General features: G+C 33.0%; 27 protein-coding genes and 4 tRNA genes. 12 read left to right on the top strand and 19 right to left on the bottom strand.

Annotated elements, in window-relative coordinates; translation table 11 throughout:
* Positions 1-23 precede the first annotated feature (23 nt).
* The 9 genes from GQ47_RS13950 to GQ47_RS13910 form a co-directional block, all read right to left on the bottom strand.
* On the bottom strand, positions 24-926 hold the full coding sequence (locus GQ47_RS13950; protein ID WP_035649612.1) for a MerR family transcriptional regulator: 903 nt from the start codon (positions 924-926) through the stop codon (positions 24-26).
* A gap of 71 nt (positions 927-997) precedes the next feature.
* Positions 998-1,960: an ion channel gene (locus tag GQ47_RS13945; protein WP_035649611.1), complete on the bottom strand. Its 963-nt coding sequence runs from the start codon at positions 1,958-1,960 to the stop codon at positions 998-1,000.
* 119 nt (positions 1,961-2,079) lie between these two features.
* Entirely contained in the window at positions 2,080-2,580 is a 501-nt protein-coding gene (locus GQ47_RS13940; protein WP_238567989.1) for a tetratricopeptide repeat protein, read from the bottom strand.
* Positions 2,581-2,677: 97 nt separating this feature from the next.
* A complete protein-coding gene (locus tag GQ47_RS13935) occupies positions 2,678-3,235 on the bottom strand; it encodes a DUF4256 domain-containing protein (RefSeq protein ID WP_035649608.1) in 558 nt (185 codons plus the stop codon).
* Positions 3,236-3,253: 18 nt separating this feature from the next.
* Positions 3,254-3,919: a DNA alkylation repair protein gene (locus GQ47_RS13930; protein WP_035649607.1), complete on the bottom strand. Its 666-nt coding sequence runs from the start codon at positions 3,917-3,919 to the stop codon at positions 3,254-3,256.
* Positions 3,920-3,947: 28 nt separating this feature from the next.
* Positions 3,948-4,526 (bottom strand): YdeI/OmpD-associated family protein, encoded by a 579-nt coding sequence (locus GQ47_RS13925; RefSeq protein WP_035649606.1) that lies wholly within the window; start codon positions 4,524-4,526, stop codon positions 3,948-3,950.
* Between the two features lie 10 nt (positions 4,527-4,536).
* The gene (locus GQ47_RS13920; RefSeq protein WP_035649605.1) at positions 4,537-4,914 is read right to left on the bottom strand and encodes a DoxX family protein; all 378 of its coding nucleotides are present in this window, start codon (positions 4,912-4,914) and stop codon (positions 4,537-4,539) included.
* A 7-nt stretch (positions 4,915-4,921) separates the two neighbouring features.
* On the bottom strand, positions 4,922-5,389 hold the full coding sequence (locus GQ47_RS13915; RefSeq protein ID WP_035649604.1) for an SRPBCC domain-containing protein: 468 nt from the start codon (positions 5,387-5,389) through the stop codon (positions 4,922-4,924).
* 5 nt (positions 5,390-5,394) lie between these two features.
* Positions 5,395-5,718, bottom strand: coding sequence for an ArsR/SmtB family transcription factor (locus GQ47_RS13910; RefSeq protein WP_035649603.1), 324 nt, complete (start codon positions 5,716-5,718; stop codon positions 5,395-5,397).
* Positions 5,719-5,966: 248 nt separating this feature from the next.
* Here GQ47_RS13910 and GQ47_RS13905 point away from each other — a divergent pair, with 248 nt between their 5' ends.
* Together GQ47_RS13905 and GQ47_RS13900 are read left to right on the top strand one after the other, a co-directional pair.
* Complete coding sequence (locus GQ47_RS13905; RefSeq protein ID WP_035649602.1) at positions 5,967-6,449, top strand: nuclear transport factor 2 family protein; 483 nt, start codon at positions 5,967-5,969, stop codon at positions 6,447-6,449.
* Between the two features lie 80 nt (positions 6,450-6,529).
* Positions 6,530-6,874, top strand: coding sequence for a hypothetical protein (locus GQ47_RS13900; protein ID WP_035649600.1), 345 nt, complete (start codon positions 6,530-6,532; stop codon positions 6,872-6,874).
* A gap of 71 nt (positions 6,875-6,945) precedes the next feature.
* Here GQ47_RS13900 and GQ47_RS13895 read toward each other — a convergent pair.
* From GQ47_RS13895 to GQ47_RS13880, 4 genes are all read right to left on the bottom strand, one after another.
* Positions 6,946-7,018, bottom strand: a tRNA-Lys gene (locus GQ47_RS13895).
* Between the two features lie 126 nt (positions 7,019-7,144).
* Positions 7,145-7,227 (bottom strand) — tRNA-Leu (locus GQ47_RS13890).
* A gap of 43 nt (positions 7,228-7,270) precedes the next feature.
* Positions 7,271-7,343 (bottom strand) — tRNA-Lys (locus GQ47_RS13885).
* Between the two features lie 41 nt (positions 7,344-7,384).
* Positions 7,385-7,456 (bottom strand) — tRNA-Lys (locus GQ47_RS13880).
* A 127-nt stretch (positions 7,457-7,583) separates the two neighbouring features.
* Here GQ47_RS13880 and GQ47_RS13875 point away from each other — a divergent pair.
* Positions 7,584-8,102: a shikimate kinase gene (locus tag GQ47_RS13875; RefSeq protein ID WP_035649598.1), complete on the top strand. Its 519-nt coding sequence runs from the start codon at positions 7,584-7,586 to the stop codon at positions 8,100-8,102.
* Here GQ47_RS13875 and GQ47_RS13870 read toward each other — a convergent pair.
* Positions 8,094-8,594 (bottom strand): phosphoribosyltransferase family protein, encoded by a 501-nt coding sequence (locus GQ47_RS13870; RefSeq protein ID WP_035649597.1) that lies wholly within the window; start codon positions 8,592-8,594, stop codon positions 8,094-8,096. The genes GQ47_RS13875 and GQ47_RS13870 overlap by 9 nt on opposite strands.
* Positions 8,595-8,710: 116 nt before the next feature.
* The gene (locus GQ47_RS13865; protein WP_035649595.1) at positions 8,711-9,106 is read right to left on the bottom strand and encodes an RNA-binding S4 domain-containing protein; all 396 of its coding nucleotides are present in this window, start codon (positions 9,104-9,106) and stop codon (positions 8,711-8,713) included.
* A gap of 79 nt (positions 9,107-9,185) precedes the next feature.
* On the opposite strand from GQ47_RS13865, the gene GQ47_RS13860 reads away from it, so the two are divergent.
* On the top strand, positions 9,186-10,289 hold the full coding sequence (locus GQ47_RS13860; RefSeq protein ID WP_035649593.1) for an FKBP-type peptidyl-prolyl cis-trans isomerase: 1,104 nt from the start codon (positions 9,186-9,188) through the stop codon (positions 10,287-10,289).
* A 326-nt stretch (positions 10,290-10,615) separates the two neighbouring features.
* On the opposite strand, the gene GQ47_RS13855 is transcribed toward GQ47_RS13860, so the two are convergent.
* The 4 genes from GQ47_RS13855 to GQ47_RS13840 form a co-directional block, all read right to left on the bottom strand.
* Positions 10,616-11,569 carry a transketolase family protein gene (locus GQ47_RS13855; RefSeq protein WP_035649591.1) on the bottom strand — a complete coding sequence of 318 codons (954 nt, stop codon included), beginning with the start codon at positions 11,567-11,569 and terminating at the stop codon, positions 10,616-10,618.
* Positions 11,570-11,647: 78 nt separating this feature from the next.
* On the bottom strand, positions 11,648-12,496 hold the full coding sequence (locus tag GQ47_RS13850; protein ID WP_035649589.1) for a transketolase: 849 nt from the start codon (positions 12,494-12,496) through the stop codon (positions 11,648-11,650).
* Between the two features lie 252 nt (positions 12,497-12,748).
* Positions 12,749-13,048, bottom strand: a complete 300-nt coding sequence (locus tag GQ47_RS13845) for a hypothetical protein (RefSeq protein WP_035649588.1) — start codon at positions 13,046-13,048, stop codon at positions 12,749-12,751.
* Between the two features lie 128 nt (positions 13,049-13,176).
* Entirely contained in the window at positions 13,177-14,037 is an 861-nt protein-coding gene (locus GQ47_RS13840) for a polysaccharide deacetylase family protein (RefSeq protein WP_035649586.1), read from the bottom strand.
* A gap of 149 nt (positions 14,038-14,186) precedes the next feature.
* Here GQ47_RS13840 and tgt point away from each other — a divergent pair, with 149 nt between their 5' ends.
* From tgt to GQ47_RS13800, 8 genes are all read left to right on the top strand, one after another.
* Entirely contained in the window at positions 14,187-15,317 is a 1,131-nt protein-coding gene (tgt, locus tag GQ47_RS13835) for a tRNA guanosine(34) transglycosylase Tgt (RefSeq protein ID WP_035649585.1), read from the top strand.
* 88 nt (positions 15,318-15,405) lie between these two features.
* Complete coding sequence (locus tag GQ47_RS13830; RefSeq protein ID WP_035649583.1) at positions 15,406-16,494, top strand: LptF/LptG family permease; 1,089 nt, start codon at positions 15,406-15,408, stop codon at positions 16,492-16,494.
* A complete protein-coding gene (locus GQ47_RS13825; protein ID WP_035649581.1) occupies positions 16,481-17,368 on the top strand; it encodes a DMT family transporter in 888 nt (295 codons plus the stop codon). Before GQ47_RS13830 ends, GQ47_RS13825 begins: the two co-directional genes overlap by 14 nt.
* A 112-nt stretch (positions 17,369-17,480) precedes the next feature.
* Positions 17,481-18,434: an acetyl-CoA carboxylase carboxyltransferase subunit alpha gene (locus GQ47_RS13820; RefSeq protein ID WP_035649578.1), complete on the top strand. Its 954-nt coding sequence runs from the start codon at positions 17,481-17,483 to the stop codon at positions 18,432-18,434.
* Between the two features lie 140 nt (positions 18,435-18,574).
* On the top strand, positions 18,575-20,119 hold the full coding sequence (gene dnaB, locus GQ47_RS13815; protein ID WP_035649575.1) for a replicative DNA helicase: 1,545 nt from the start codon (positions 18,575-18,577) through the stop codon (positions 20,117-20,119).
* 135 nt (positions 20,120-20,254) lie between these two features.
* Positions 20,255-20,632 (top strand): hypothetical protein, encoded by a 378-nt coding sequence (locus tag GQ47_RS22905; protein WP_051951545.1) that lies wholly within the window; start codon positions 20,255-20,257, stop codon positions 20,630-20,632.
* Positions 20,633-20,789: 157 nt separating this feature from the next.
* Entirely contained in the window at positions 20,790-21,275 is a 486-nt protein-coding gene (locus GQ47_RS13805) for a hypothetical protein (protein WP_051951543.1), read from the top strand.
* 189 nt (positions 21,276-21,464) lie between these two features.
* On the top strand, positions 21,465-22,256 hold the full coding sequence (locus tag GQ47_RS13800; RefSeq protein ID WP_035649569.1) for a sensor histidine kinase: 792 nt from the start codon (positions 21,465-21,467) through the stop codon (positions 22,254-22,256).
* Positions 22,257-22,356 lie beyond the last annotated feature (100 nt).

Genomic DNA, 22,356 nt, shown 5'->3' with positions numbered 1-22,356 from the left:
ATATACAAAAACTTTAAACAAAACTATTGAATTTCTTCTATTGTTTCTTCCATCGAATCAAAAATACGAATGCGTTCGTGCAAAGCTGATTGATCAATATGTTCAACCATATTACCCATAAGCCAGATTTCGTTGTTTTTCAACAGCAGTTTTTGTCCCATTGATTTCACATATTGATTGATAACAGCGCGATCAGGTTGTACAGTCATAAACGAAACGAAAGTGATATTTTCAAAATGACGCGTTAAATCCTGAAGATTTTCAATTGGCATACTTTCACCCAAATAAATGGTTTTGTATCCTTTTGATAAAATCTCGTATTGTAAATACAAAAGACCAATTTGATGAATTTCATTTAAAGGCAATGAAAGAACAAAGATTCGATCTGTTTTGGTAGGTTTTAATATTTGAAGACTTTCGGTATAAATTAAAATCTTTTGCTTGATCAAATGACTCATGAAATGCTCATTTGCAGGTGTAATAGTTTCAGATTGCCATAACAATCCTAATTCTTTCAACAATGGAAGAAAATGCTCTTTGAAAACTTCTTTAAAGCTTTTTTCTGAAATAAGCCAATCAAAAGTATTAAAGAACAATTCCTGGTCAAAATTCATCATTGCCATTTTAAATGAGGTAATGGCATAGTTTTGCGAATTTTTCTTTGAGATAATTTCGCGAACTAATTGTGGAATTTTCTCTTCAGGATAAGTCGCAATTTTAGATATTTTATAACCGTACTCGTGCAGTAAAGTAATATTTAAAAGCTTTTGTAAGTTTTGTAAATTATATAGTCTGATATTAGTATCAGTTCGCATTGGTTCAAGAATATTATATCTTTTTTCCCAAATACGAATTGTATGCGCTTTAATTCCAGATAAGTTTTCAAGGTCTTTTATGCTGAAAACTGTTTTTATATTGTTTACCATTTTTAATTGTTGAATAAACAAAAATAAAATAAAATCTGAAAAAACCTCTAAAACTTTATCAAAATGCTAGATTATTGAAAGTTTGTAGTCTCATACTGATTTAATTTGTCCAGATGAAGAATTGTTTTGGATGCGTTTTTACTTCTGTTGTACATAGTTACAAATTTTGCGCCGTATATAATTTCGTCAAAAGTATACGAAGTTCGGGCAGCAACCGTGTTGCTAAACATGTCATCAAAAGTGGTAATAAAGACTAAAATTTCACCATGTGTTTTTTTGAAATCTTCTTCGGTAAAATTATATAAAGGACTGTTTTCTGTAATTGGATGCACCAATGTCCAGCTTAATGTAAGCGCATTGATTCGGTCCAATTCCAGTTCCAAATTGTAGAATTTATTTACTCGTTCGCCATTTTCTTCAAGACTCAATCCTAAAGTTATTTTTGCAGTGGCATCAGTAAAATTAGTGTTTTTAAAAGGTACTAACCGAATCATTAAACCTTTGTTTTCTCCATAAGGCGAAATTAAAGCATTATGGGAAAATTTTAAAAAGGCGGTAGGTTTGCTGAATCTTCCAAAAAACAATCCTGTTGCAATTGCAAAGCTTAATAATCCAATTAAAGCTTCGGCGGCAGATAAAGCGCTCGTTAAAAATCCTGTCGGACTAATATGTCCATAACCAACCGTGGTGAAAGTTTGTGCACTAAAAAAATAAGCTTGGCCAAATTGCGTCAAAATACTTTGAGATTGTTCGATTCCATTAAGATGCTCAATCCCGATAGCATAATAGATGACGGCAAAAATAAAATTGATGACAATGTAAAAACTAAATAAGATGAGCATAAATTTCCAATTTGGCATATCAATCATGGTATGGTACCAGCTGATGCGTCGCAATAAATGCATGCCTCTTTTTTCAACATTTGCAGTTCCGTTTTTATTCACAAATCTTCCGCCGTAGCTTTCTGCATTGGTTCCAAATCCGGAATTTTTATCGGTTTGAGCGTAGTTGTTTATTTTTTTAAGAAGCGCCATAGAAATTTAATTGAAGAGCAAATTTATAAATATCTTTTGTGGAATATCAAAGTGTTTGTAAAATAAAAGCCATTTGTATTTTGGACTTTACAAATGGCTTTTTATTATTTGATTTTTATTTATTTACAAAACGTTGCTCTATTTTTGATGGCACTCTGACTACCTAATTCAACAGCTTTTGAAAAATCTTTACAGGCATTCTTTTTGTCCCCAAGTTTATTATAAGCAAGACCTCTTAAATTGTAAGCAATATAATCTTTTGGATTTAAGCCAAGTGATGAAGTACAATCGTTAATAGCGTCCTGATAATTCAACAATTTATAATTTACGTTTGCTCTTCCTGTAAAAGCATCGGCATTCATGCTATCTAAGTCGATTGTTTTGCTAAAATCGGCCAAAGCGCCTTTTAAATCATTAAGTTTTAGTTTGGCTACGCCTCGGTTTTGGTAAGCTTCAACAAATTTAGAATTCATGCTGATGGCTTTTGTGTAATCGGCAATTGCGCCTTTTGTGTTTCCGGCTTCGGCTTTTTTCATGGCTTTGTCAAAATAAGCCGTTGCAGATTGCGCCCATGTCGCGCAGGTAATCATAATAAAAGATACTAGTAGTAGGTTTTTCATAAACTAATTTGGGATTAGTGATTAATTATTTCCAAACGAATTTAAGAAAGATTTGTTTTGTAAGAGAACTACTTTTGTAAAATAATTGTGATATAAATTATATTTTTAAGCAACCTCGAAATCCTCGTGCCGCATAATAAGATTCGGCACCATTATGATAAAGAAATACTCTTCCGTAACGGAAATCACAAAATACAGCACCGCCTAATTTTCTAACATCTTCTGGCGTTGCAATCCAGCTTGAAGTTTTGGTGTCAAAGTTTCCAAGTTCTTGTAATTGGCGGTATTGTTCTTCGGTCAAAAGCTCAATTCCCATTTCTGCCGTCATGTCAACAGCGCTGTTTTTTGGTTTGTGTTCTTTTCTTGAATCCAATGCTTTTCTGTCGTAGCAAAGACTTCTTCGTGCTTTTGGACTTTCGGCTACGCAATCAAAAAAAATATATTCGTTGGTACTTTTATCATAAGCTACTACATCTGGTTCACCTTCCGTTTTTTCCATTTGAAGAAGCGACCAAAGTTTTTCGGGATTAGCAATAAGTTTAGTTTCTACTTTTGTCCAATCAATATCGGCATGACGACTTAAGTTTTTTTCGAAACGAACTTTCAGAATACTGATAATTTGTTCTTGTTCTTCTTGCGAAATTTTATTTTTCATTTGAATATTTTTTAATTTTTATTCTTGTCGGCGTACCATTTCGTTGATCCAAATTGGCGCAAAAGGAGAAGTACAGCCTTTTGAAGTTGGATAATCTCTGTAAATACCTAGTTTTTCTCCAATGGCTAAAGCACGAGCTCTATATTCAGGAAATTTGATTCCAATTTGTGCTAATGTGCTGTTAATCGTCCATTGAACTTCCGGTGCTGCATTTGGCATTTCATTTTCAATTCGATCTAGTAAAGCGGGCAAATCTAAAATATCAGGATTTCGGGCAACGCATCCGCTGGTAAGGCTCCATGCAGCGCGGCCGTGCATCACATCAGTTGAATGCATCCAGGCTTGGCGCAACGTTTCTCTATCTGAATAATCTTTAATTATATAAGAATAAAACCAATCGGCAATATGAACGAATTTTTCAGAAGAAACCATTTTGGCAATTTGTTCATTTGAAAGCTTTTTGGGATCGATGATTAAAATAGCTAAAAATCGGGCATCAGCATTTTCAGTGTCCCAAAGTTCGAGCCCTAATTCATGATTGATTTTGATTTTTTTTGCCAATGTTCGAATATCGCCCATTTTAACGCCAAATTGATTTTCACTTGCGCCGCGTTTTTTATTTTGAGCAAATACTTTTTCGTCTCCAAGAGCTTTTAGCTGTATTAAAATATCGTTTGCTGTCATTTTGATTTGGTTTTATTGCAATGGAAAATTAATCATTTAAACCTTTTCCATCCAGAATGTTCTGAGTATGTTTTTCAACTCTTGCTTCTCGCGTTTTGGCTTGTTTTGGTTGAGAAAAATGAAGCAAATAAGCTCTTTGTCTCCCTGGAGTCAAATCTTCAAAAGCTTTTTTTAATTCGGGATTTTCATCTTGTTTCTTTTGAAATTCTTCTGAAACAGGAAAGTCTGAGGTTTTTTTCAGAGTTACTTTCAAACCTGCTTTTTCAATTTCAATAGCTTGATAAATATATGTTTTTAGAATAGGTTTCAAATCAACAATTTCTTTCAAACTTGTAAATCGGATATGACGTGCTGCCTGAACATTTTCAGATTGTTGAATCAAAATTCCGTTAGTATCTTTTAGCAAAGCGCCTTTGAAAAATAAAAAAGCGCAATAATCTTTAAAAGCATGAATCAAAACAACATTGCTATCTTGGTACATATAACAAGGGTTTCCCCATTTTAATTCTTCATTAAGCTGACATTCAAGAGCAATGGTTCGCATTTGTTCCAATTCTTCCTGCCATTTTGTGGCTTTGTCAAAGAAAAAATCAACTTTCGGATTCATTTTTATAAGTTTAAGCGTTAATGAGTTTTCGTTCTGCTGGTCTGAAATACCAAGATATTACTGTTAAGACAATTAAAAGTGCTGGACCAAAAAAATCTTTTGCGCTGTCATTTGCTGCAAAATGCGAAAATAGTGCGCCTGACATTGCAAAGAAAAAACCAGCATAAGCCCATTCTTTCAATAATGGAAATTTAGGAATCAGAACTGTTATTACGCCCAATAATTTCCAAATGCCTAATAAAGTTAACAAATAAATTGGATAACCCAAATGCGACATTCGATCTGTTTCGTCTTTTGACTGCATTAATTGTACGATTCCGGTTGCTGTCATTCCTAGTGCTAGCCAAAGCGTAGCAACCCAGTAAATAATTTTGTTTCTTTTTGTCATGATAGTTTTATTTTAGTTTACTACAAATTTCTTCTAATCGATTATGAGCCATGTTCAGCCCTTGTTTAAATGGTAATTGAAGCATTTGATCTCTTAAAGCTGTCGATTTATAAACGATTTGCATGGTGAGTTTGCTTGTGGATTCGCTTACTTTTTCAAATTCCAAAAATTCTAATTGAACAGTAAAAGGCGAATTTTCCATTTCAAATGTTCGGGTTATTTTTTCATTTGGAATAAATTCATGAATAACACCATTCATCTGAACAACGACGTTTCCTTTTGCATCGCTGGTTTCAAATTGATAGCTGCCATGTTTTTTGCTTTCAAGCTTTAAAACTTTGGTTCCCATCCATTGTGCTACAATTTCAGGTTCGATATAGGCTTTAAAAAGCAATTCGACGGGCAAATCAAAGTCACGCGTAATAACAAGTTCTTGTTTGTCGTCTTGCGCATTTATTTTTGTTTTTAATTCCATATCAGTTAGTTTTTCGGTTTGTAGTTTTTCATGATTTCTTCAAGTTTGTTGAATCTTTCGTCCCACATTTGTCTGAACGGCTCTATGAAATCGGCTATTTCTTTCATTTTTTTAGCATTAATTGTATAATGAACTTCACGGCCATTTTGGGTTTGTTGCAATAAATCGCATTCTGTCAAAATTTTTAAATGTTTGGAAACAGTTGGGCGTGCGGTATCAAAATTGGAAGCGATCGCACCTGCGGTCATCGAATGCGAAGTCACCAAAAGTAATATAGCTCTTCTTGTAGGATCGGCTATGGCCTGAAATACATCTCGTCTTAAATTCATATTATGAAGTTATTTGGCTACAAATATATGTGTAGTTATTTGACTACGCAAATATTTTAATAAATATTTTTTGTAATTAACTGAAAATGTGTTGTTAGTGACAGAGGCGATGTGTTAGTAATCCTTGAAATTGTTGGAGAATTGAAAAGTTTAACTTTCAAAAAATTGTTTTTAATTGGTTTGTTTTACTTTTAAAGAAATTATTGAAGTGAAAGTTTTATAAATAATAACAACTAAGAAATTTAGATATGAAAAAGATTCTCGCATTATTTTTATTCCATATTTCGGTTGGCGTTTTTTCGCAGGTCGCAAAAGATTCCGAATTGTTTTTGGCTTTGAAAAAACATGATAGTATTTTTTTTGAAAAGAGTTTTAATCAATGTGATATTGCCTTTTTAGAAAAAGCGATTCATCCCGATTTGGTTTTTTATCACGATCAGGGCGGTATTCAGAATAAAAAGACTTTTTTAGAAAATGTAAAAAAGAATATTTGCGGTAAAGGTTCGCAAAAACCAATCAGAAAAGTAAAGCCGGAAAGTTTAGAAGTGTATCCGCTTTATAGCGAAGGAAAGCTTTACGGAGTGGTTCAGACCGGAATTCATGATTTTTATTTAAGAGAAGCAAATAAACCAGATGTTTTTACAAGCGAGGCAAAATTTACTCATGTCTATCTTTTAATTAATAAGGAGTGGGTTTTAAAAGAGGTTTTGAGTTTTGATCATAAGAGTTAAATGTGACCAATAGAATAGAAAATATTGTCAACTTATTAATTGAGTAGAGTTATTTGTTTAAATAAAAGTTTAGTAGCCTAATGAATAAATTTAATTTTAATAATAAAAGATTTGCACTGATTCAAAATTCTGAAAATGGGCAAGTAAATACAGAAACAATTTTTAATTACAAACAAGAGGATAACCTCGTAACTGCTGATTATTTTGGTGGAACCATAAAATACGGAAAAATTATAGCTGAATTAAAGGGAGATCAATTAAATATGCTTTATCAATGTTTGACAATAAATAATGAATTGAAAGCGGGCAGGGCGTTAGCTCAGATTGCATTAACGGAAAACGGTAAAATAAAATTGAGTTTAGATTGGGAATGGTTGACAAACGGAAATGAAAAGGGAAAATCCGAATATATGGAGATTGATTGAAATAATAAGAAGAGTTTGAAAAGCATAAAAAAAAAGCCTATTTCGAAATGAAATAGGCTTTTTTGTTTTTGTGACCCGACTGGGGCTCGAACCCAGGACCCCATCATTAAAAGTGATGTGCTCTACCGACTGAGCTATCGAGTCATTGTTTTCTCTAATGAGGGTGCAAATATAAGTACTTTATTTAGGTTTTGAAGACTTTTTTTAATGCTTTTTTGTAATAATTTGTAAAAGCCTATTTTACAATAAAATAAGCTTAATGTTTTTTAGTGACCACGGTGGGATTTGAACCCACACGCCCTTACGAGCACCACCCCCTCAAGATGGCAAGTCTACCGTTTCTCCACGTGGCCTAAAAAGAAAAAAGGTCGAGTAAAATAAATTACCCGACCTTTGTGACCCGACTGGGGCTCGAACCCAGGACCCCATCATTAAAAGTGATGTGCTCTACCGACTGAGCTATCGAGTCATTGCTTTCAAGAAACTTATTTTGTTAATCACAAATTTTTTTAGCCGACTGGGGCTCGAACCCAGGACCCCATCATTAAAAGTGATGTGCTCTACCGACTGAGCTATCGAGTCATATTCGTTTCTTGAATGCGGGTGCAAATATAAGGAGTTATTTTCGAAGTTTCCAAGCATTTTTATTATAAATTTGTCTTTTTTTACGAAAAGTTGCCAATGTCTTAGTTTATAAGGTTTTATTAATATGAAAAAAATAGTGTTGTTAGGTTATATGGGTTGCGGAAAGTCAACAATTGCCCAAAACTTGTCAAAAATTACAAAAATTCCGTTTCTCGATTTAGATACTTGCATTGAAAAAAGAGCAAATTTGTCCATAAATGAGATTTTCGAACAACATGGAGAGATTTATTTTAGAAAATTAGAGCATGAAATGTTTCTGGAATTATTAAAATCTTCAGAAAATTATATTATTGGTCTTGGTGGAGGAACTCCATGTTATGCTAATAATCATTTACTGCTTCAAAATGATGATATCGTTTCTATATACTTAAAAGCATCAATTGATACTTTATATAATAGATTAGCCCAAAACAAAAGCAAACGCCCGCTGATTGCTAATATGGAAGAGGACGAAATGAAAGAGTTTATTGCAAAACATTTGTTTGACAGAAGTTTTTATTACAACCATGCACAGCATAAAGTGTCGGTTGATAATAAATCAGTCGAAGAAACGGTTGAGGGTATTTTGGAAATCTTAGCTTAAAAACGCGTAATTATCGCCATTTTCATCAAAAACAACCTGAACATGTTCTAATAAAGAAGTTGACAAAGAAATTCCTTTAAAATCGGCTTTTACAGGATATTTTTTGTGATTTCTGTCAACAAGTACTGCTGTTTTGAATTTCTTAAGCGGAACGTCTAAGAAATGACGAACAGCGTATATTAATGTTGTACCCGAGTTTAATACGTCATCAACTAATACTAATCCTTTATTTTGGTATTCTTCCTTAGTTAAAGAAGTATGGATTGGTAATTGCGGATTTTGCTTGTCGACTTTAACTTCGCAGGTAGAAACTTTCAGCGTTGAGATATTGCTTAGGGCAGTGGCGATTTTTTGGGCAAAAACAGATCCGTTAGAAGCGATTCCGGCAATAACGATTTCTTCTTCGTCAACAAATGTCTCGTAAATTTGATAGGCAATACGTTTGATTTTGTGTTCGATTTCCTGATTCGTTAAGATGATGTTTTTGCTCATGATTTTATTTTTTGCTAATGTACAAATTTATGAATTGCAGTTTTTAAATTCCAAATTCCAATTTTAGAAAATTAATTCTTTATGTTTTTTGGAAATTGAGATTTCAGAATTAAAATTTAAATATCGTTTTCTTCGTCTTCATCAAAAATTTCATTTCCATATTCGTCAATATCTCGTCTGTCTTTTTTGGTTGGTCTTCCTGTTCCGCTTTTTCTGTAATGTTCTTTTGAGAGTTTTAATAACTCTAAATGTGCATAAGCTTCAGGAGGAGTTTCGTTTTTGCGGTATATATCAACAAGTTTCGCACCCACACGGCTTTCCGGAATATCAAGTACAGTAATTATTTGTGTAATTTGATCTTTTCTAAAGGTAATTTTGTCTGTTGGGAAAACTTCTTTCGAAGGTTTGGCAACCTGCCCATTTACAGTAATATGGTTCTTTTTGCAGGCTTCTGTAACCATGTTTCTGGTCTTGTAATAACGCATGCACCATAAGTATTTATCTATTCTCATAATTTTTCTAAAATCCAAGTTAAATTCTTTACAAAAATAAATCAATATTGTATCTTGCGCACCTAAAAAATTAACAATAATGAATAAATTTAAATATTATTTTATTTTATTGCTCGCTGGTATTGCCATGGTTTCTTGTAATAAGAGTGATGATGATGAAACTGTAGTTGAGGTAAGAGATTATAATGTGCAATATAAAGCAGATAATGACTCTATAATAAAATATTTAAAGACTAATTATATTGACAACGTTACTGCAAATTATGATATTGTAATAAAGAAAATTCCTGCTGGCGGTACGCAAACTTCAATTTGGGATCAAAAAACATACCCCTTAAAAGTTAGAAAAGTTTACAATCGTGATGTTAATTATGATGTTTATTATTTAGAATTAAGAAAAGGAACTGGTGAAGCTCCATGTAATACGGATAAAATTTACGCTTCCTATTCAGGTAATTTGCTTGACGGAACTCTTTTTGATACTTCATATGGATATGGAGTAAGTTTTGATTTGTTTGTTTATACTCAAGGTGCCGTAATTGATGGCTGGGGAGAAATTTTTCCTCAGTTTAGGACTGGAACATCAACTACTGCTTCAAATGGTGTAATTACTTATGATAATTTTGGAGCTGGTGTAATGTTTTTGCCTTCAGGATTAGCGTATTATGCATCGGCGCAAGATAAGATTCCTGCATATTCTCCTTTGGTATTTAGTTTTAAATTATATGGTTTGTTAAGAATGGATCATGATATTCAAATAAATGGTACAACTGTAACTGCAAATCCAGATGGTATTCCTGATTATTTTGAAGATGTTAATAAAGCTGTTACTGCTGATGGTTTTGATGGCAATGGATATGTTTATGACTTAAGAGATTTGGTAAGGTATCCAAATCCGCCAGCGTGGATGAAAGACGATACAGATGGAGACGGAATTGCAGACTTTTTAGATGTTGATGATGATGGAGATGGTTATACTACTCGTTTTGAAACTACAAAACCTGCTGATGCTCCAGTGACTGGTATAAGTAAATATTATCCTTTTGATCCAATTCCGGATAATCCTAGCACGCCAAATGTAGATGAGACTGAAACATATGGTATTCCTGCATTTGGAGGTGATTATACTTCTCCAGGACGATTAAGAATTCATGTTGATAAAAACCACCATAGTGTAAAGTAAAATTGTAAAGAATAAAAAAAACCTCGAAATTGGATTTCGAGGTTTTTTTTATAAAGTAAGAAAAGTGAAAATTATTTTCTTTTGATAACTCTTTCTACAGCTTCAACAATCGCTTGATTGTTTAATTTGTGTTTTTCCATTAATTGCTCTGGAGTTTCAGATTCACCAATAACCATCTTGTCTTTGTACTTCCCTATTAAGATTAAGACTTCATGTTGCTAAAAATCATAAATCATCATAATTTGGAAAAATTAGATGTGAAATAGAAACAAAAAACCTCGAAATGTGAATTTCGAGGTTTTTTTATAAAGTAAGAAAAGTAAAAATTATTTTCTTTTGATAACTCTTTCTGCAGCTTCAACAATCGCTTGATTGTTTAATTTGTATTTTTCCATTAATTGCTCAGGTGTTCCAGATTCTCCAAAACTATCTTGTACTGCTACAAATTCTTGTGGAGTTGGATTGTGTAAAGCTAATACTCCTGAAACGCTTTCTCCAAGACCTCCAAGATAGTTGTGCTCTTCTGCAGTAACTACACATCTTGTTTTTGCAACTGATTTAAGAATAGCTTCTTCATCAAGAGGTTTAATAGTGTGAATGTTGATTACTTCAGCAGAAATTCCTTTTGCTTCTAAAGCTTCGGCAGCAATAAGAGCTTCCCAAACTAAGTGGCCAGTTGCAATAATAGTAACATCTGTTCCTTCGTTTAACATAATTGCTTTTCCAATTACGAATGGTTCGTCAGCAGGTGTGAAGTTTGCTACAACTGGACGTCCAAAACGTAAATAAGCCGGACCATGATGATCTGCTAATGCAATTGTAGCAGCTTTGGTTTGGTTGTAATCGCAAGTATTGATTACAGTCATACCTGGCAACATTTTCATTAAACCAATATCTTCTAAGATTTGGTGAGTTGCTCCGTCTTCTCCTAAAGTTAAACCAGCGTGAGAAGCACAGATTTTTACGTTTTTATCTGAATAAGCAACAGATTGACGAATTTGGTCGTAAACTCTCCCTGTAGAGAAGTTAGCGAAAGTTCCTGTAAAAGGAATTTTTCCTCCAATTGTTAAACCTGCAGCGATTCCAATCATGTTAGCTTCTGCAATTCCGATTTGGAAAAAACGCTCTGGGTGATTTTTTTTGAATTCATCAAATTTCAATGAACCAATTAAATCTGCGCATAACGCTACTACGTTTTCATTTTTTTGACCTAATTCAGTCATTCCCGCTCCAAAACCAGAACGAGTATCTTTACTTCCTGTATTTTCGTATTTTTTCATTTTATTTCTTTTGAGATGCTGAGCTTCTAAGTGACTAAGTTTCTAAGCTGAAAACTGTCTACTAAGACTGAGCACTTTTTAATAATCCGCTAAAGTTGAAATGTTTTGAGCCAAAGCGTTTGCTAATTGGTCATTGTTTGGTGCTTTACCATGCCATGCATGAGTATGCATCATAAAATCAACTCCATTACCCATTTCGGTATGTAATAAAATACAAACTGGTTTTCCTTTTCCTGTTCTTGATTTAGCGTCATTCAAACCAGCAAGAATTGCATCAATGCTGTTTCCTTCTTTAATTTCTAAAACATCCCAGTCAAAAGCTTCGAATTTAGCGCGAATGCTTCCCATTGGCAAAACTTCGTCAGTTGTTCCGTCAATTTGTTTTCCGTTTAAGTCGATAGTTGCAATAATGTTGTCTACTTTTTTAGCAGAAGCATACATGATAGCTTCCCAGTTTTGACCTTCTTGCAATTCTCCGTCTCCGTGTAAAGTATAAACGATATGCTTGTCGTTGTTTAATTTTTTTGCTTGCGCCGCTCCAAGAGCTACAGATAAACCTTGTCCTAATGAACCAGATGCAATACGCACTCCAGGTAAACCTTCGTGAGTTGTTGGGTGTCCTTGTAAACGAGAATTTAATAATCTAAAAGTAGCAAGTTCTGAAACTGGAAAATAACCGCTGCGTGCTAAAACGCTATAAAATACAGGAGAGATATGTCCGTTTGAAAGGAAAAATAAATCTTCTCCAATTCCGTTCATATCAAAACCTTCTTTGCGGTCCATAATATTTTGATATAGTGTTACCAAAAATTCAGTACAACCTAATGAACCACCTGGGTGTCCAGAGTTTACAGCATGTACCATTCTAAGAATGTCTCTTCTTACTTGGATCGTTAAATCGCTTAATTGTTGTGTGTTAGGCTTCATTTTATATGTAAAATTTTAAACTGAAGCAAAAGTAAAGGTTATTTTGCGGGGAGACAAATCATTTTTTGCTTTAGTTTGCTCCAATTGTTAAATTTTTTTGCGCTTTTTTTATCAGATTCAGGGAAAATTCGAGATATTGATAATTGGATATAAAAATTATGCCGCGAATTAAATACATAACAACGATTTTAAATGTTGTAAACACACTTAATTTGCAGCATAAAAAAAGTTGCAGAAAATTTGATGTGAAAATTAATTTGAATCGCTTTCGCTATAAAAATTATTTTCTTCATCTTCGGAACCAATTTCTTCCTGATCATCATCAAGTTCGGCTCCTGGGACATCAAGATCATCGCCGAGTTTGTCACTGTTTTGTTTCCATTCGTGATTGTTCTGATTAATGATTCTTTCGCCTGAAATATCTTCTGGATCAATATCCTCAAGTTTGTCTTCCTGATTATAAATATCTTCGTTTGCCGGATAATCTAAATTCTCCAGATTTCTTTCAATTTGATCTTCGTTTGCGGTGTTTTTATCTTCTGAATTTATCATGATTTCTAAATTTTAAGTGTTTTATAAATTTATGAAATCAATGAATTTGATTTGTTATATTTTAGAAATCAGAAAATTGCAATATTTACATTAAGTATAAAAAATTATCTCATTTTCTAATTGACAAATTATCTAATTGCAGCAATCTCTTTCCATGTAATAAGTTGAATATTATTTTCTTTGAGTTTTGCGGCGCATTCTTCACTAGTGAAAAAATCAAAATCTATTTGGCGCCATTCTGAACCAAAATTTGGATGGTTAATTGTAATTCCTTGCATTTCAGAATCATCAAAAGCAGGATGTAGTAAGAAAACATTGAATCCGGGAATTATTTTGTCTAAAGCTTTTTCATAAGATTTTCTAAGTTCACCTTTTTCGAAATCATTGTAATATCCAATTAAAAGATTATCAGCTAAAAGTGTATTTTCAAAATTATATTTTTCATCAGACAAACTAATGGATTCTACAAAACCTGTATTGATGAAAACTGGTAAATTGTATGTTTTTCCGAGTTCCTTGTAGATTTCTAGAATTTCAGGATTTACACCAACACTGCACATGTGTGAGTCGAGATGTGTAGGTTGGATTCCAAATTGTAAAGCTCTTTCGATTTGGGCTGTAAGTTCTTTTTTTATTTCAGAAAGTTTTGCGTTGTTTTTGAAGTCTTGTCTGGTTTTGTAGAAATAACCGTTTTGATCGACTAAACTTGGAACTTCAGAAATAGAAAGAATTGGCCCAAATTTATAATTCTCCCATTCACAAGTCAGCGTTAAATGAATGCCACAATCGTAATTTGGATTGTCTTTGGCAAATGTTGCCATTTCAAAAAACCACGGACACGGTACCATTATACTATAGGAGTTGACAGATCCATTCTGTAGTGCTTTTATCGTTGCTTGATTTTCTGAATGAGATAATCCGGCATCATCGGCGTGAATCATTAATAGTTTGGTGCTTTCTGGATATCCGAGTTTTTGAGCTAGATTCATTTTTAATTGATTTTATTCAAATTTAAAAATTTCTAGAGTTTAGGTTTTATATTGTTTTGGAATTAACTCAATTTTATAATTGACAAATTGCCTAATTAATTAAATTTCCATGAAATTAACTTATCTTTGCCGACTGAAAAAAGAAACAAATGAAGTTCGATTTATTACAAAAAGATCCGCAGTCAAAAGCAAGAGCGGGAAGTATAACTACTGATCACGGCGTAATTGAAACGCCTATTTTTATGCCTGTAGGAACGGTGGCTTCTGTAAAAGGGGTGCATCAGCGTGAGTTGAAAGATGATATTAATCCGGATATTATTCTTGGAAATACCTATCATTTATATTTGCGTCCGCAGACAGAAATTCTTGAAAAAGCAGGAGGATTGCATAAATTCATGAATTGGGATCGTAATATTTTGACGGATTCTGGCGGATATCAAGTGTATTCTCTTTCTTCAAATAGAAAAATTAAGGAAGAAGGAGTGAAGTTCAAATCGCATATTGACGGTTCTTATCACTTTTTTACACCGGAAAATGTAATGGAAATTCAGCGTACAATTGGTGCTGATATTATAATGGCATTTGATGAATGTACGCCTTATCCTTGTGACTACAGATATGCGCAGCGTTCAATGCACATGACACACCGTTGGTTGGATCGTTGTATTAATCATTTGGAAAAAGTTCCATATAAATACGGTTACGAACAAACATTTTTCCCGATTGTTCAGGGAAGTACGTATAAAGATTTACGTCGTCAGTCGGCTGAATATATTGCTAACTCTGGTCAGCAAGGAAATGCAATTGGTGGACTTTCAGTTGGAGAACCAGCTGAAGAAATGTACGCAATGACAGAAGTAGTATGCGAAATTCTTCCAGAAGATAAACCTCGCTATTTAATGGGTGTTGGAACTCCGATAAATATTTTAGAAAATATTGCATTAGGAATTGATATGTTCGATTGCGTAATGCCAACGCGTAACGCAAGAAACGGAATGTTGTTTACAGCAAACGGAACGATCAACATCAAAAACAAAAAATGGGAAGCTGATTTTTCTCCAATCGACGAAATGGGGCATACTTTTGTAGATACAGAATATACAAAAGCTTATTTGCGTCACTTATTTGCTGCCAACGAATATTTAGGAAAGCAAATCGCTACGATTCATAATCTTGGTTTTTATATGTGGTTGGTTCGTGAAGCGAGAAAACATATCTTAGCCGGAGATTTTAGACCATGGAAAGAAATGATGGTTAAAAACATGAGCCAAAGACTCTAAAAAAGTTCAAAATTGTTTCAGGTTTCAAATTTCAAGTCGCTGTATGTAACTTGAAACTTGAAACCTGAAACTTGAAACAAAAAAATATATGCTGACAATAATAGATAAGTATATTTTAAAAAGATATTTAGCCACTTTCTCGGTGATGATATTATTATTTATTCCGATTGGGATTGTAATTGATGTTTCTGAAAAGGTGAATAAAATGTTGGAGAACAAGATTCCGTTTATGGATATTGCGTTCTATTACTACAACTTTACTATTTATTTTGCAAATTCACTTTTTCCGATATTTTTGTTTTTATCGGTAATTTGGTTTACTTCGAAACTGGCAAATAATACAGAGATTATTGCGATTCTAAGTTCCGGAATTTCATTTACCCGATTTTTGAGACCTTATATTATTGGTGCTTCAATCGTTTCGGTTTTTGTGCTTTTAATGGGATTTTTTATTGTTCCTGCGGCGAGTGAAGGATTTAATAATTTTAGATATACCTATTTAAAAGGAAACGGAAAAGCTGAAATGCTAGGTAATAATACCAATGTTTACAGACAATTAAACGATCACGATTTTATTTATGTAAACAGTTTTAATGAAGAATCTAAAACGGCTTTTAATTTTACACTAGAGCATTTTGAAAAGGAAAAAATGACGTATAAAATTTCAGCAAGCCGAATTAAATGGGATCCAAAAAAGAAAACATATATTTTATACGATTACACTAAAAGAACTGTTGGTGAATTAAATGATATAATCGAAAAAGTTCCTGAAAAAGAACAGAAATTCAAATTTGAATTAGCCGATTTGACTCCGGTTGTTTATATTGCCGAAACACTTTCTTTAGGGAAATTGATCGATTTTATTGATAAAGAAAGAAAAAGAGGTTCAGGAAATATCAATACTTATTTGGTTGTACTTTATAAAAAGTATAGTGTACCGGTTTCTGCCTTTATTTTAACGATTATCGCCGTTGCGGTTTCTTCTATGAAACGCCGTGGCGGAATGGGAACCAATCTGGCTATCGGAATTGCAATTGCTTTCTCATTTGTGTTCTTCGATAAAATATTTGGAACCCTTGCCGAAAAATCTACATTCTCACCTTTATTAGCTGTTTGGTTCCCGAATATTGTTTTTGGAATTTTAGCAGTTTACCTACTACGTAATGCGAAACGATAATTTAAAAAGTTATTTAAATCTTCATTTAATTGTTTTTATCTGGGGTTTTACAGCCATTTTAGGCGCTTTAATCACCATTGATGCCGAAAATTTAGTCTGGTTCAGAATGCTTCTTGCCATGATTTTCCTGGGAGCATTTATTATTTACAAAAAACAATCTTTTCAGGTTCCGATAAAAGAGCTTTTTAAGCTGATATTTGTTGGTTTGTTGATTGCATTGCACTGGATTTTCTTTTTTAAAGCCATTCATGTTTCCAATGTATCGATAACACTTTCGATATTTTCTTTAGGCGCTTTTTTTGCCTCATTACTCGAACCGCTTTTTTACGGAAGAAAAATATTGTTTTACGAAGTTTTCTTCGGATTGATTATTATTGCTGGTCTCGCTTTGATCTTACAGGTTGAAATTAAATATCTTACAGGTGTTTATTATGCCTTGGCAGCGATAATTTTAGGAGTATTATTTACGCTGATGAACGGAAAATTAATCTCAGATCATGAACCGTCTGTGATTACATTTTATGAATTTGGTGCTGGAGTTTTTTTTATCACGATTTATTTTTTATTTCAAGGAAAATTTACCGCCGATTTTTTTACGCTGTCATTAAATAATTGGGTGTTGCTTTTAATTTTGGCATCTATTTGTACGGCTTATGCTTTTACGGCATCTGTAAAAGTTATGCAGCGATTAACACCTTATACGGTAATGTTAACGACTAATTTAGAGCCAGTTTACGGAATTATGCTGGCTTATTTTATTCTTGGCGGAAAAGAAAAAATGAGTACTGAATTTTATATAGGAGCCGTAATAATCATCATTACAGTTATTTTAAATGGTGTTTTTAAACATTATAAAAACAAGAAAGAAGTGTAATAGTTTACTTATCTTTTAATTCACAATTTGATACTTTACTAACAATTAACTATGCCAATGATATAATATTTTTATATTTGCGGTTCGATTTAAAAACAAAATTCAAAAATCCATGGAATATTTAGATTTTGAGCTTCCAATCAAAGAACTTGAAGAACAGTTGCAAAAGTGTGTTGTAATTGGAAAAGAATCTGAGGTTGATGTAACAGCAACTTGCAAGGAAATCAACAAAAAATTAGAGCAAACTAAGAAAGAAATATATAAAAACCTTACGGCTTGGCAACGTGTACAATTGTCAAGACATCCAAACAGACCTTATACTTTAGATTATATCAGAGCAATTTGCGGTGATACATTTCTAGAACTTCATGGAGACAGAGGTTTTAAAGATGATAAAGCAATGGTTGGTGGTCTTGGAAAAATAAACGGTCAGTCGTTTATGATTGTTGGACAGCAAAAAGGTTTTAATACAAAAACACGCCAATACCGTAATTTTGGTATGGCAAATCCAGAAGGATACCGTAAAGCTTTGCGTTTAATGAAAATGGCAGAGAAATTCGGAATTCCGGTTCTTACTTTGGTTGACACTCCGGGTGCATATCCAGGACTTGAAGCTGAAGAAAGAGGACAAGGTGAAGCAATTGCAAGAAACATTTTTGAAATGGTTCGTTTACAAGTGCCAATCATCACAATTATTGTTGGTGAAGGTGCTTCTGGAGGAGCTTTAGGAATTGGTGTTGGAGATAAAGTTTACATGTTAGAAAATACTTGGTATTCTGTAATCTCACCAGAATCTTGTTCTTCAATTTTATGGAAAAGCTGGGAGTACAAAGAACGTGCTGCTGATGCTTTGAAATTAACTTCATCAGACATGAAAAAACAAAAATTAGTTGATGATGTAATTCCTGAACCACTAGGCGGAGCGCACTACGACCGCGAAACTACTTTTAAAACAGTAGCAGAATACATTACCAAAGGATATAATGAATTGAAAGACTTATCAACAGCCGACCTAATTGCCCAGAGAATGGACAAATATAGTAATATGGGCGAGTATAAAGAGTAAATTCTTACAGATTAGTTAAAAATCCGAAGCCTTACAGTTTCGGATTTTTTTTTGGTTATGAACATAAAAAGGATATTTATAAACAATTAATAGTTATAACTCGATAACAATTTTTTTTTAAATTTTGTTACTTTCGCTATATGGAAAATTTCAAAAATGTAAACCCTGTAAAGGTAGATAAAACCACTATTATTAATCTTGAAAAAGGAAAACTTCCTCCGCAAGTAATTGATCTTGAAGAGGCTGTTCTTGGTGCGATGATGATTGATAAAAAGGGTGTAGATGATGTAATTGATATTTTGCAGCCTGATGCTTTTTACAAAGACGCACACAAACATATTTTTGAGGCGATTTTACAGCTTTTTACCGAAACACAGCCAATCGATTTATTGACGGTTTCAACGCAGTTAAAGAAAAATGGAAAGTTAGATGTAGCGGGTGGTGATTTTTATTTGATTCAGCTTACGCAGAAAATTGCTTCGTCTGCGCATATCGAATTTCACTCGCGTATTATTCTTCAGAAATTTATTCAAAGAAGTTTGATCAGAATTTCTTCAGAAATTATCGAAGAATCGTATGATGAAACTACAGACGTTTTCGATTTATTAGACAAAGCCGAATCTAAATTATACGAAGTAACTCAGGGAAATATCAAGCGTAGTTCTGAAACTGCGCAGAGTTTGGTTCTTCAGGCGAAAAAACGTATTGAAGAAATTGCTGGAAAAGAAGGTTTGAGTGGTATTGCAACTGGTTTTGAAAAATTAGATGAGGTAACATCTGGATGGCAACCTTCGGATTTGATTATTATTGCAGCTCGTCCGGGTATGGGTAAAACGGCTTTCGTACTTTCGATGGCACGAAATGTAGCGATTCAGTTTGGGCATGCGGTGGCAGTTTTCTCTCTGGAGATGGCATCGGTTCAGTTGATTACAAGGCTTATTTCTTCTGAAACAGGATTGTCTTCAGAAAAATTAAGAACTGGAAAATTAGAAAAACACGAATGGGAGCAATTAAGTACTAAAGTTAAAAACTTAGAAAAAGCCCCATTATTTATTGATGATACACCTTCGCTTTCGATATTCGATTTACGTGCAAAATGCCGTCGTCTAGCTTCGCAACATGGAATTAAATTAATCATTATTGACTATTTGCAGTTAATGACTGCCGGAGGAAATGGAAAAGGAGGAGGAAACCGTGAGCAGGAAATCTCGACAATTTCCCGAAATTTAAAAGCTTTAGCAAAAGAGTTAAACGTGCCGGTTATTGCACTTTCTCAGTTATCGCGTGCCGTTGAGACTCGTGGATCTAGTAAACGTCCTTTGCTTTCGGATCTTCGTGAATCTGGAGCGATTGAGCAGGATGCCGATATTGTATCATTTATTTATCGTCCTGAATATTATAAAATTGAAGAATGGGATGATGATGAGGCATCTCCAACTGCAGGTCAGGCTGAGTTTATTATAGCCAAACACCGTAATGGTGGACTTGAGAATATTCGTTTGAAATTCTTAGGACATTTAGGTAAGTTCGACAATCTTGAAGAATTTACCGGTGGATTTGATGATTTGCCTTCAAAAATGAATCACGACGATAATCCATTTATTACTAAAAATCTTCCGTCAGCGAATGAAGCTTTTGGAAGCAATCTCAATGACGATGACGATGACAGTGATGTACCATTCTAAATACAATTTAAAAACCTTTTTATAAGGTTTTTTTTATGTCTTAATGTTAAATTTATTAATAAAATTCAGTAGATTAGCGAATCGATTGCTAAACAATCGCTTAATTAACTGTAACCAATAAACAAATTATATATTATGGCAAATGAGAGATTACCTGAAAAGGACACTAACATTACTTTAGAAGTAGCTCAAACTTGGGTAGCAAGTTGGAAAAAGCAAACAGACGAAGAAACAGCAAAGAAACGTGTTAATTCGTTTTTAATTCCTAAAGTTAATTTAGAAAAAGTTTTAGCACAAGGAATTGATGCTGCAAGAGCTTATATAGGAGTAAACGATAAAGGCTTGCAAACTTTAATGATCGTTGGAACAACATATAATGAGAAAACTGGAATTTATGAAGATCAAATTCCTGGTTACAAAGATGGAGTAGCTGAAGACGGTGCAGGTATTTATGATTTTACAGAACCAAGCCCTCCTGCTACCGCAGATCCAAATAGTCCTATGAACGAATAAAAGTATGTATTCATTTCTTGTAAACTGTGGATACGTTTTCTTGTTCCTTAATTTTATTTTGTATACCATAAAATTCCCTGGAAAAAACAAGGCATATAAAGTGTTTGTAATTTACTTGCTAATTATTGTATGTGTACAGATTGCAGGAAGAATATGTATGATAAAAAAAGTTAGTAATTTATTTTTATCGCATATTTATTTTATTGGACAGTTTATTGCACTGAGTATTTTTTATCTAAAATTAGTAAAAGATCAATTCCAGAAGAAAGTTATTAAAATTGGATTTGTGCTAGTTTTGTTAACCTTAGGTATTCAATATGGTTTAAAACCAGAAATGTTTTTGAAATTTAATTTATATGAAATTTTTATTACTTCGTTTTTGTTGATTATTTACGCAGTTTTTCATTTTTATAATATGCTTGACGAAAAAAAAGAGTTTTATTTTATTAATATGGGCATTTTATTGTATCTGTTCGCAAGTACAATTTTATTTCTAATTGGAAATTTGACTGCAAAATTCAGCAAGGATTTTAATTTGATAACTTGGACTTTAAATGCTGGTTTGGTTATAGTTTATCATTTGTTTTTTTTGTACGAATGGAAAGTAAGTTACTTTAGAACAAAGGCAATTAATTCTAATTGATTAATTTAAAAAATAGATGTTTCTCTAGATGTTTACAATGGTGTACGTCCTTCACTTCCATATTAAGATCTAATTTCTTAGGAAAATATTGAAACTCTCTCGCGATAAAAATGGTGAGAGAGTTTTATTTGAAAATTCACTATGAATTTCAGTTCAAAAGTGTAAAAAACAAAATTTATTAAAATAATTATGAGAGCTCAAGCAATCCAAGAATCCGAAATTGTTGCAACCGCAATATTTAGCTGTGTTTCTTTTTTATTAATGGGGCTTGTTTTAATCTTGTTTTTTTATTTTTCGCGAAAAAAAATAACTCAGAAAGAACTAGAAAAAAGAGATCTTGAAATCTTCCATCAAAGGGAACAGTTGCATGCAATTATTGTTACTCAGGAAGAGGAAAGAAAACGAATTGCCCAAGATCTTCATGATGATATTAGTTCTAAACTAAATATTGTTTCGTTAAACACACATTTGTTATCTGCACCAAATTTAACAGAATCTGAAGTTAAAGAAATCACAGAAAACATTATTGATCTTACCGCTAAAGCTTTAGAAAATTCCCGAAAAATTGCACACAACTTACTACCTCCGGTTTTTGAAAAATTTGGACTTAATGCTGGAGTGGAAGAGTTATGCGCAGAGTTTGAAACCAGTAAATCGGTAAAAGTGTATTATAAAAATGAAATTGATTTTGATGAAAAAGATATTGATCGCCATTTGCACATTTTTAGAATTCTTCAGGAATTTATGAATAATTCACTTAGACATGGAAAAGCAACTGAAATCAAAATTTCTTTCTCTGATGAAAATGGAATTTCAACTTGCAATTATCAAGATAACGGAATTGGTTTTGACAGTAAAAATGCTGAAAATCAAAAAGGACTCGGAATGAAAAATATTGAGAGCCGTATTTCTTTCTTAAAAGGAACAATTCAAATTTCTTCAGAAAAAAATAAAGGTTTCACTGCAAATTTTACATTTTAAGTTAAAATGGTGTATTATTTGTAGTTTTAAATCGACATATTAGCTTTCTTGAGTTATTGTTTGCTACATATTTTGTAAATTCGGCAAACCAAATGACCAA

The sequence above is a fragment of the Flavobacterium sp. ASV13 genome, from assembly GCF_000745775.1.
Classification (GTDB): domain Bacteria; phylum Bacteroidota; class Bacteroidia; order Flavobacteriales; family Flavobacteriaceae; genus Flavobacterium.
This window is presented reverse-complemented; position numbering and strand designations above follow the sequence as displayed.

What these genes read in the sequence shown, in the direction of transcription:
- GQ47_RS13860 (WP_035649593.1), top strand. Translation starts at nt 9,186, where the DNA reads ATGAATAAATTTAAATATTATTTTATTTTATTGCTCGCTGGTATTGCC.
- GQ47_RS13875 (WP_035649598.1), top strand. Translation starts at nt 7,584, where the DNA reads ATGAAAAAAATAGTGTTGTTAGGTTATATGGGTTGCGGAAAGTCAACA.
- GQ47_RS13925 (WP_035649606.1), bottom strand. Translation starts at nt 4,526, where the DNA reads ATGAATCCGAAAGTTGATTTTTTCTTTGACAAAGCCACAAAATGGCAG.
- GQ47_RS13870 (WP_035649597.1), bottom strand. Translation starts at nt 8,594, where the DNA reads ATGAGCAAAAACATCATCTTAACGAATCAGGAAATCGAACACAAAATC.
- GQ47_RS13920 (WP_035649605.1), bottom strand. Translation starts at nt 4,914, where the DNA reads ATGACAAAAAGAAACAAAATTATTTACTGGGTTGCTACGCTTTGGCTA.
- GQ47_RS13915 (WP_035649604.1), bottom strand. Translation starts at nt 5,389, where the DNA reads ATGGAATTAAAAACAAAAATAAATGCGCAAGACGACAAACAAGAACTT.
- GQ47_RS13945 (WP_035649611.1), bottom strand. Translation starts at nt 1,960, where the DNA reads ATGGCGCTTCTTAAAAAAATAAACAACTACGCTCAAACCGATAAAAAT.
- GQ47_RS13900 (WP_035649600.1), top strand. Translation starts at nt 6,530, where the DNA reads ATGAATAAATTTAATTTTAATAATAAAAGATTTGCACTGATTCAAAAT.
- GQ47_RS13825 (WP_035649581.1), top strand. Translation starts at nt 16,481, where the DNA reads ATGCGAAACGATAATTTAAAAAGTTATTTAAATCTTCATTTAATTGTT.
- GQ47_RS13805 (WP_051951543.1), top strand. Translation starts at nt 20,790, where the DNA reads ATGATAAAAAAAGTTAGTAATTTATTTTTATCGCATATTTATTTTATT.
- GQ47_RS13830 (WP_035649583.1), top strand. Translation starts at nt 15,406, where the DNA reads ATGCTGACAATAATAGATAAGTATATTTTAAAAAGATATTTAGCCACT.
- GQ47_RS13820 (WP_035649578.1), top strand. Translation starts at nt 17,481, where the DNA reads ATGGAATATTTAGATTTTGAGCTTCCAATCAAAGAACTTGAAGAACAG.
- GQ47_RS13910 (WP_035649603.1), bottom strand. Translation starts at nt 5,718, where the DNA reads ATGAATTTAAGACGAGATGTATTTCAGGCCATAGCCGATCCTACAAGA.
- GQ47_RS13865 (WP_035649595.1), bottom strand. Translation starts at nt 9,106, where the DNA reads ATGAGAATAGATAAATACTTATGGTGCATGCGTTATTACAAGACCAGA.
- GQ47_RS13940 (WP_238567989.1), bottom strand. Translation starts at nt 2,580, where the DNA reads ATGAAAAACCTACTACTAGTATCTTTTATTATGATTACCTGCGCGACA.
- dnaB (WP_035649575.1), top strand. Translation starts at nt 18,575, where the DNA reads ATGGAAAATTTCAAAAATGTAAACCCTGTAAAGGTAGATAAAACCACT.
- GQ47_RS22905 (WP_051951545.1), top strand. Translation starts at nt 20,255, where the DNA reads ATGGCAAATGAGAGATTACCTGAAAAGGACACTAACATTACTTTAGAA.
- GQ47_RS13930 (WP_035649607.1), bottom strand. Translation starts at nt 3,919, where the DNA reads ATGACAGCAAACGATATTTTAATACAGCTAAAAGCTCTTGGAGACGAA.
- GQ47_RS13950 (WP_035649612.1), bottom strand. Translation starts at nt 926, where the DNA reads ATGGTAAACAATATAAAAACAGTTTTCAGCATAAAAGACCTTGAAAAC.
- GQ47_RS13800 (WP_035649569.1), top strand. Translation starts at nt 21,465, where the DNA reads ATGAGAGCTCAAGCAATCCAAGAATCCGAAATTGTTGCAACCGCAATA.
- GQ47_RS13855 (WP_035649591.1), bottom strand. Translation starts at nt 11,569, where the DNA reads ATGAAAAAATACGAAAATACAGGAAGTAAAGATACTCGTTCTGGTTTT.
- GQ47_RS13845 (WP_035649588.1), bottom strand. Translation starts at nt 13,048, where the DNA reads ATGATAAATTCAGAAGATAAAAACACCGCAAACGAAGATCAAATTGAA.
- GQ47_RS13850 (WP_035649589.1), bottom strand. Translation starts at nt 12,496, where the DNA reads ATGAAGCCTAACACACAACAATTAAGCGATTTAACGATCCAAGTAAGA.
- GQ47_RS13935 (WP_035649608.1), bottom strand. Translation starts at nt 3,235, where the DNA reads ATGAAAAATAAAATTTCGCAAGAAGAACAAGAACAAATTATCAGTATT.
- GQ47_RS13840 (WP_035649586.1), bottom strand. Translation starts at nt 14,037, where the DNA reads ATGAATCTAGCTCAAAAACTCGGATATCCAGAAAGCACCAAACTATTA.
- tgt (WP_035649585.1), top strand. Translation starts at nt 14,187, where the DNA reads ATGAAGTTCGATTTATTACAAAAAGATCCGCAGTCAAAAGCAAGAGCG.
- GQ47_RS13905 (WP_035649602.1), top strand. Translation starts at nt 5,967, where the DNA reads ATGAAAAAGATTCTCGCATTATTTTTATTCCATATTTCGGTTGGCGTT.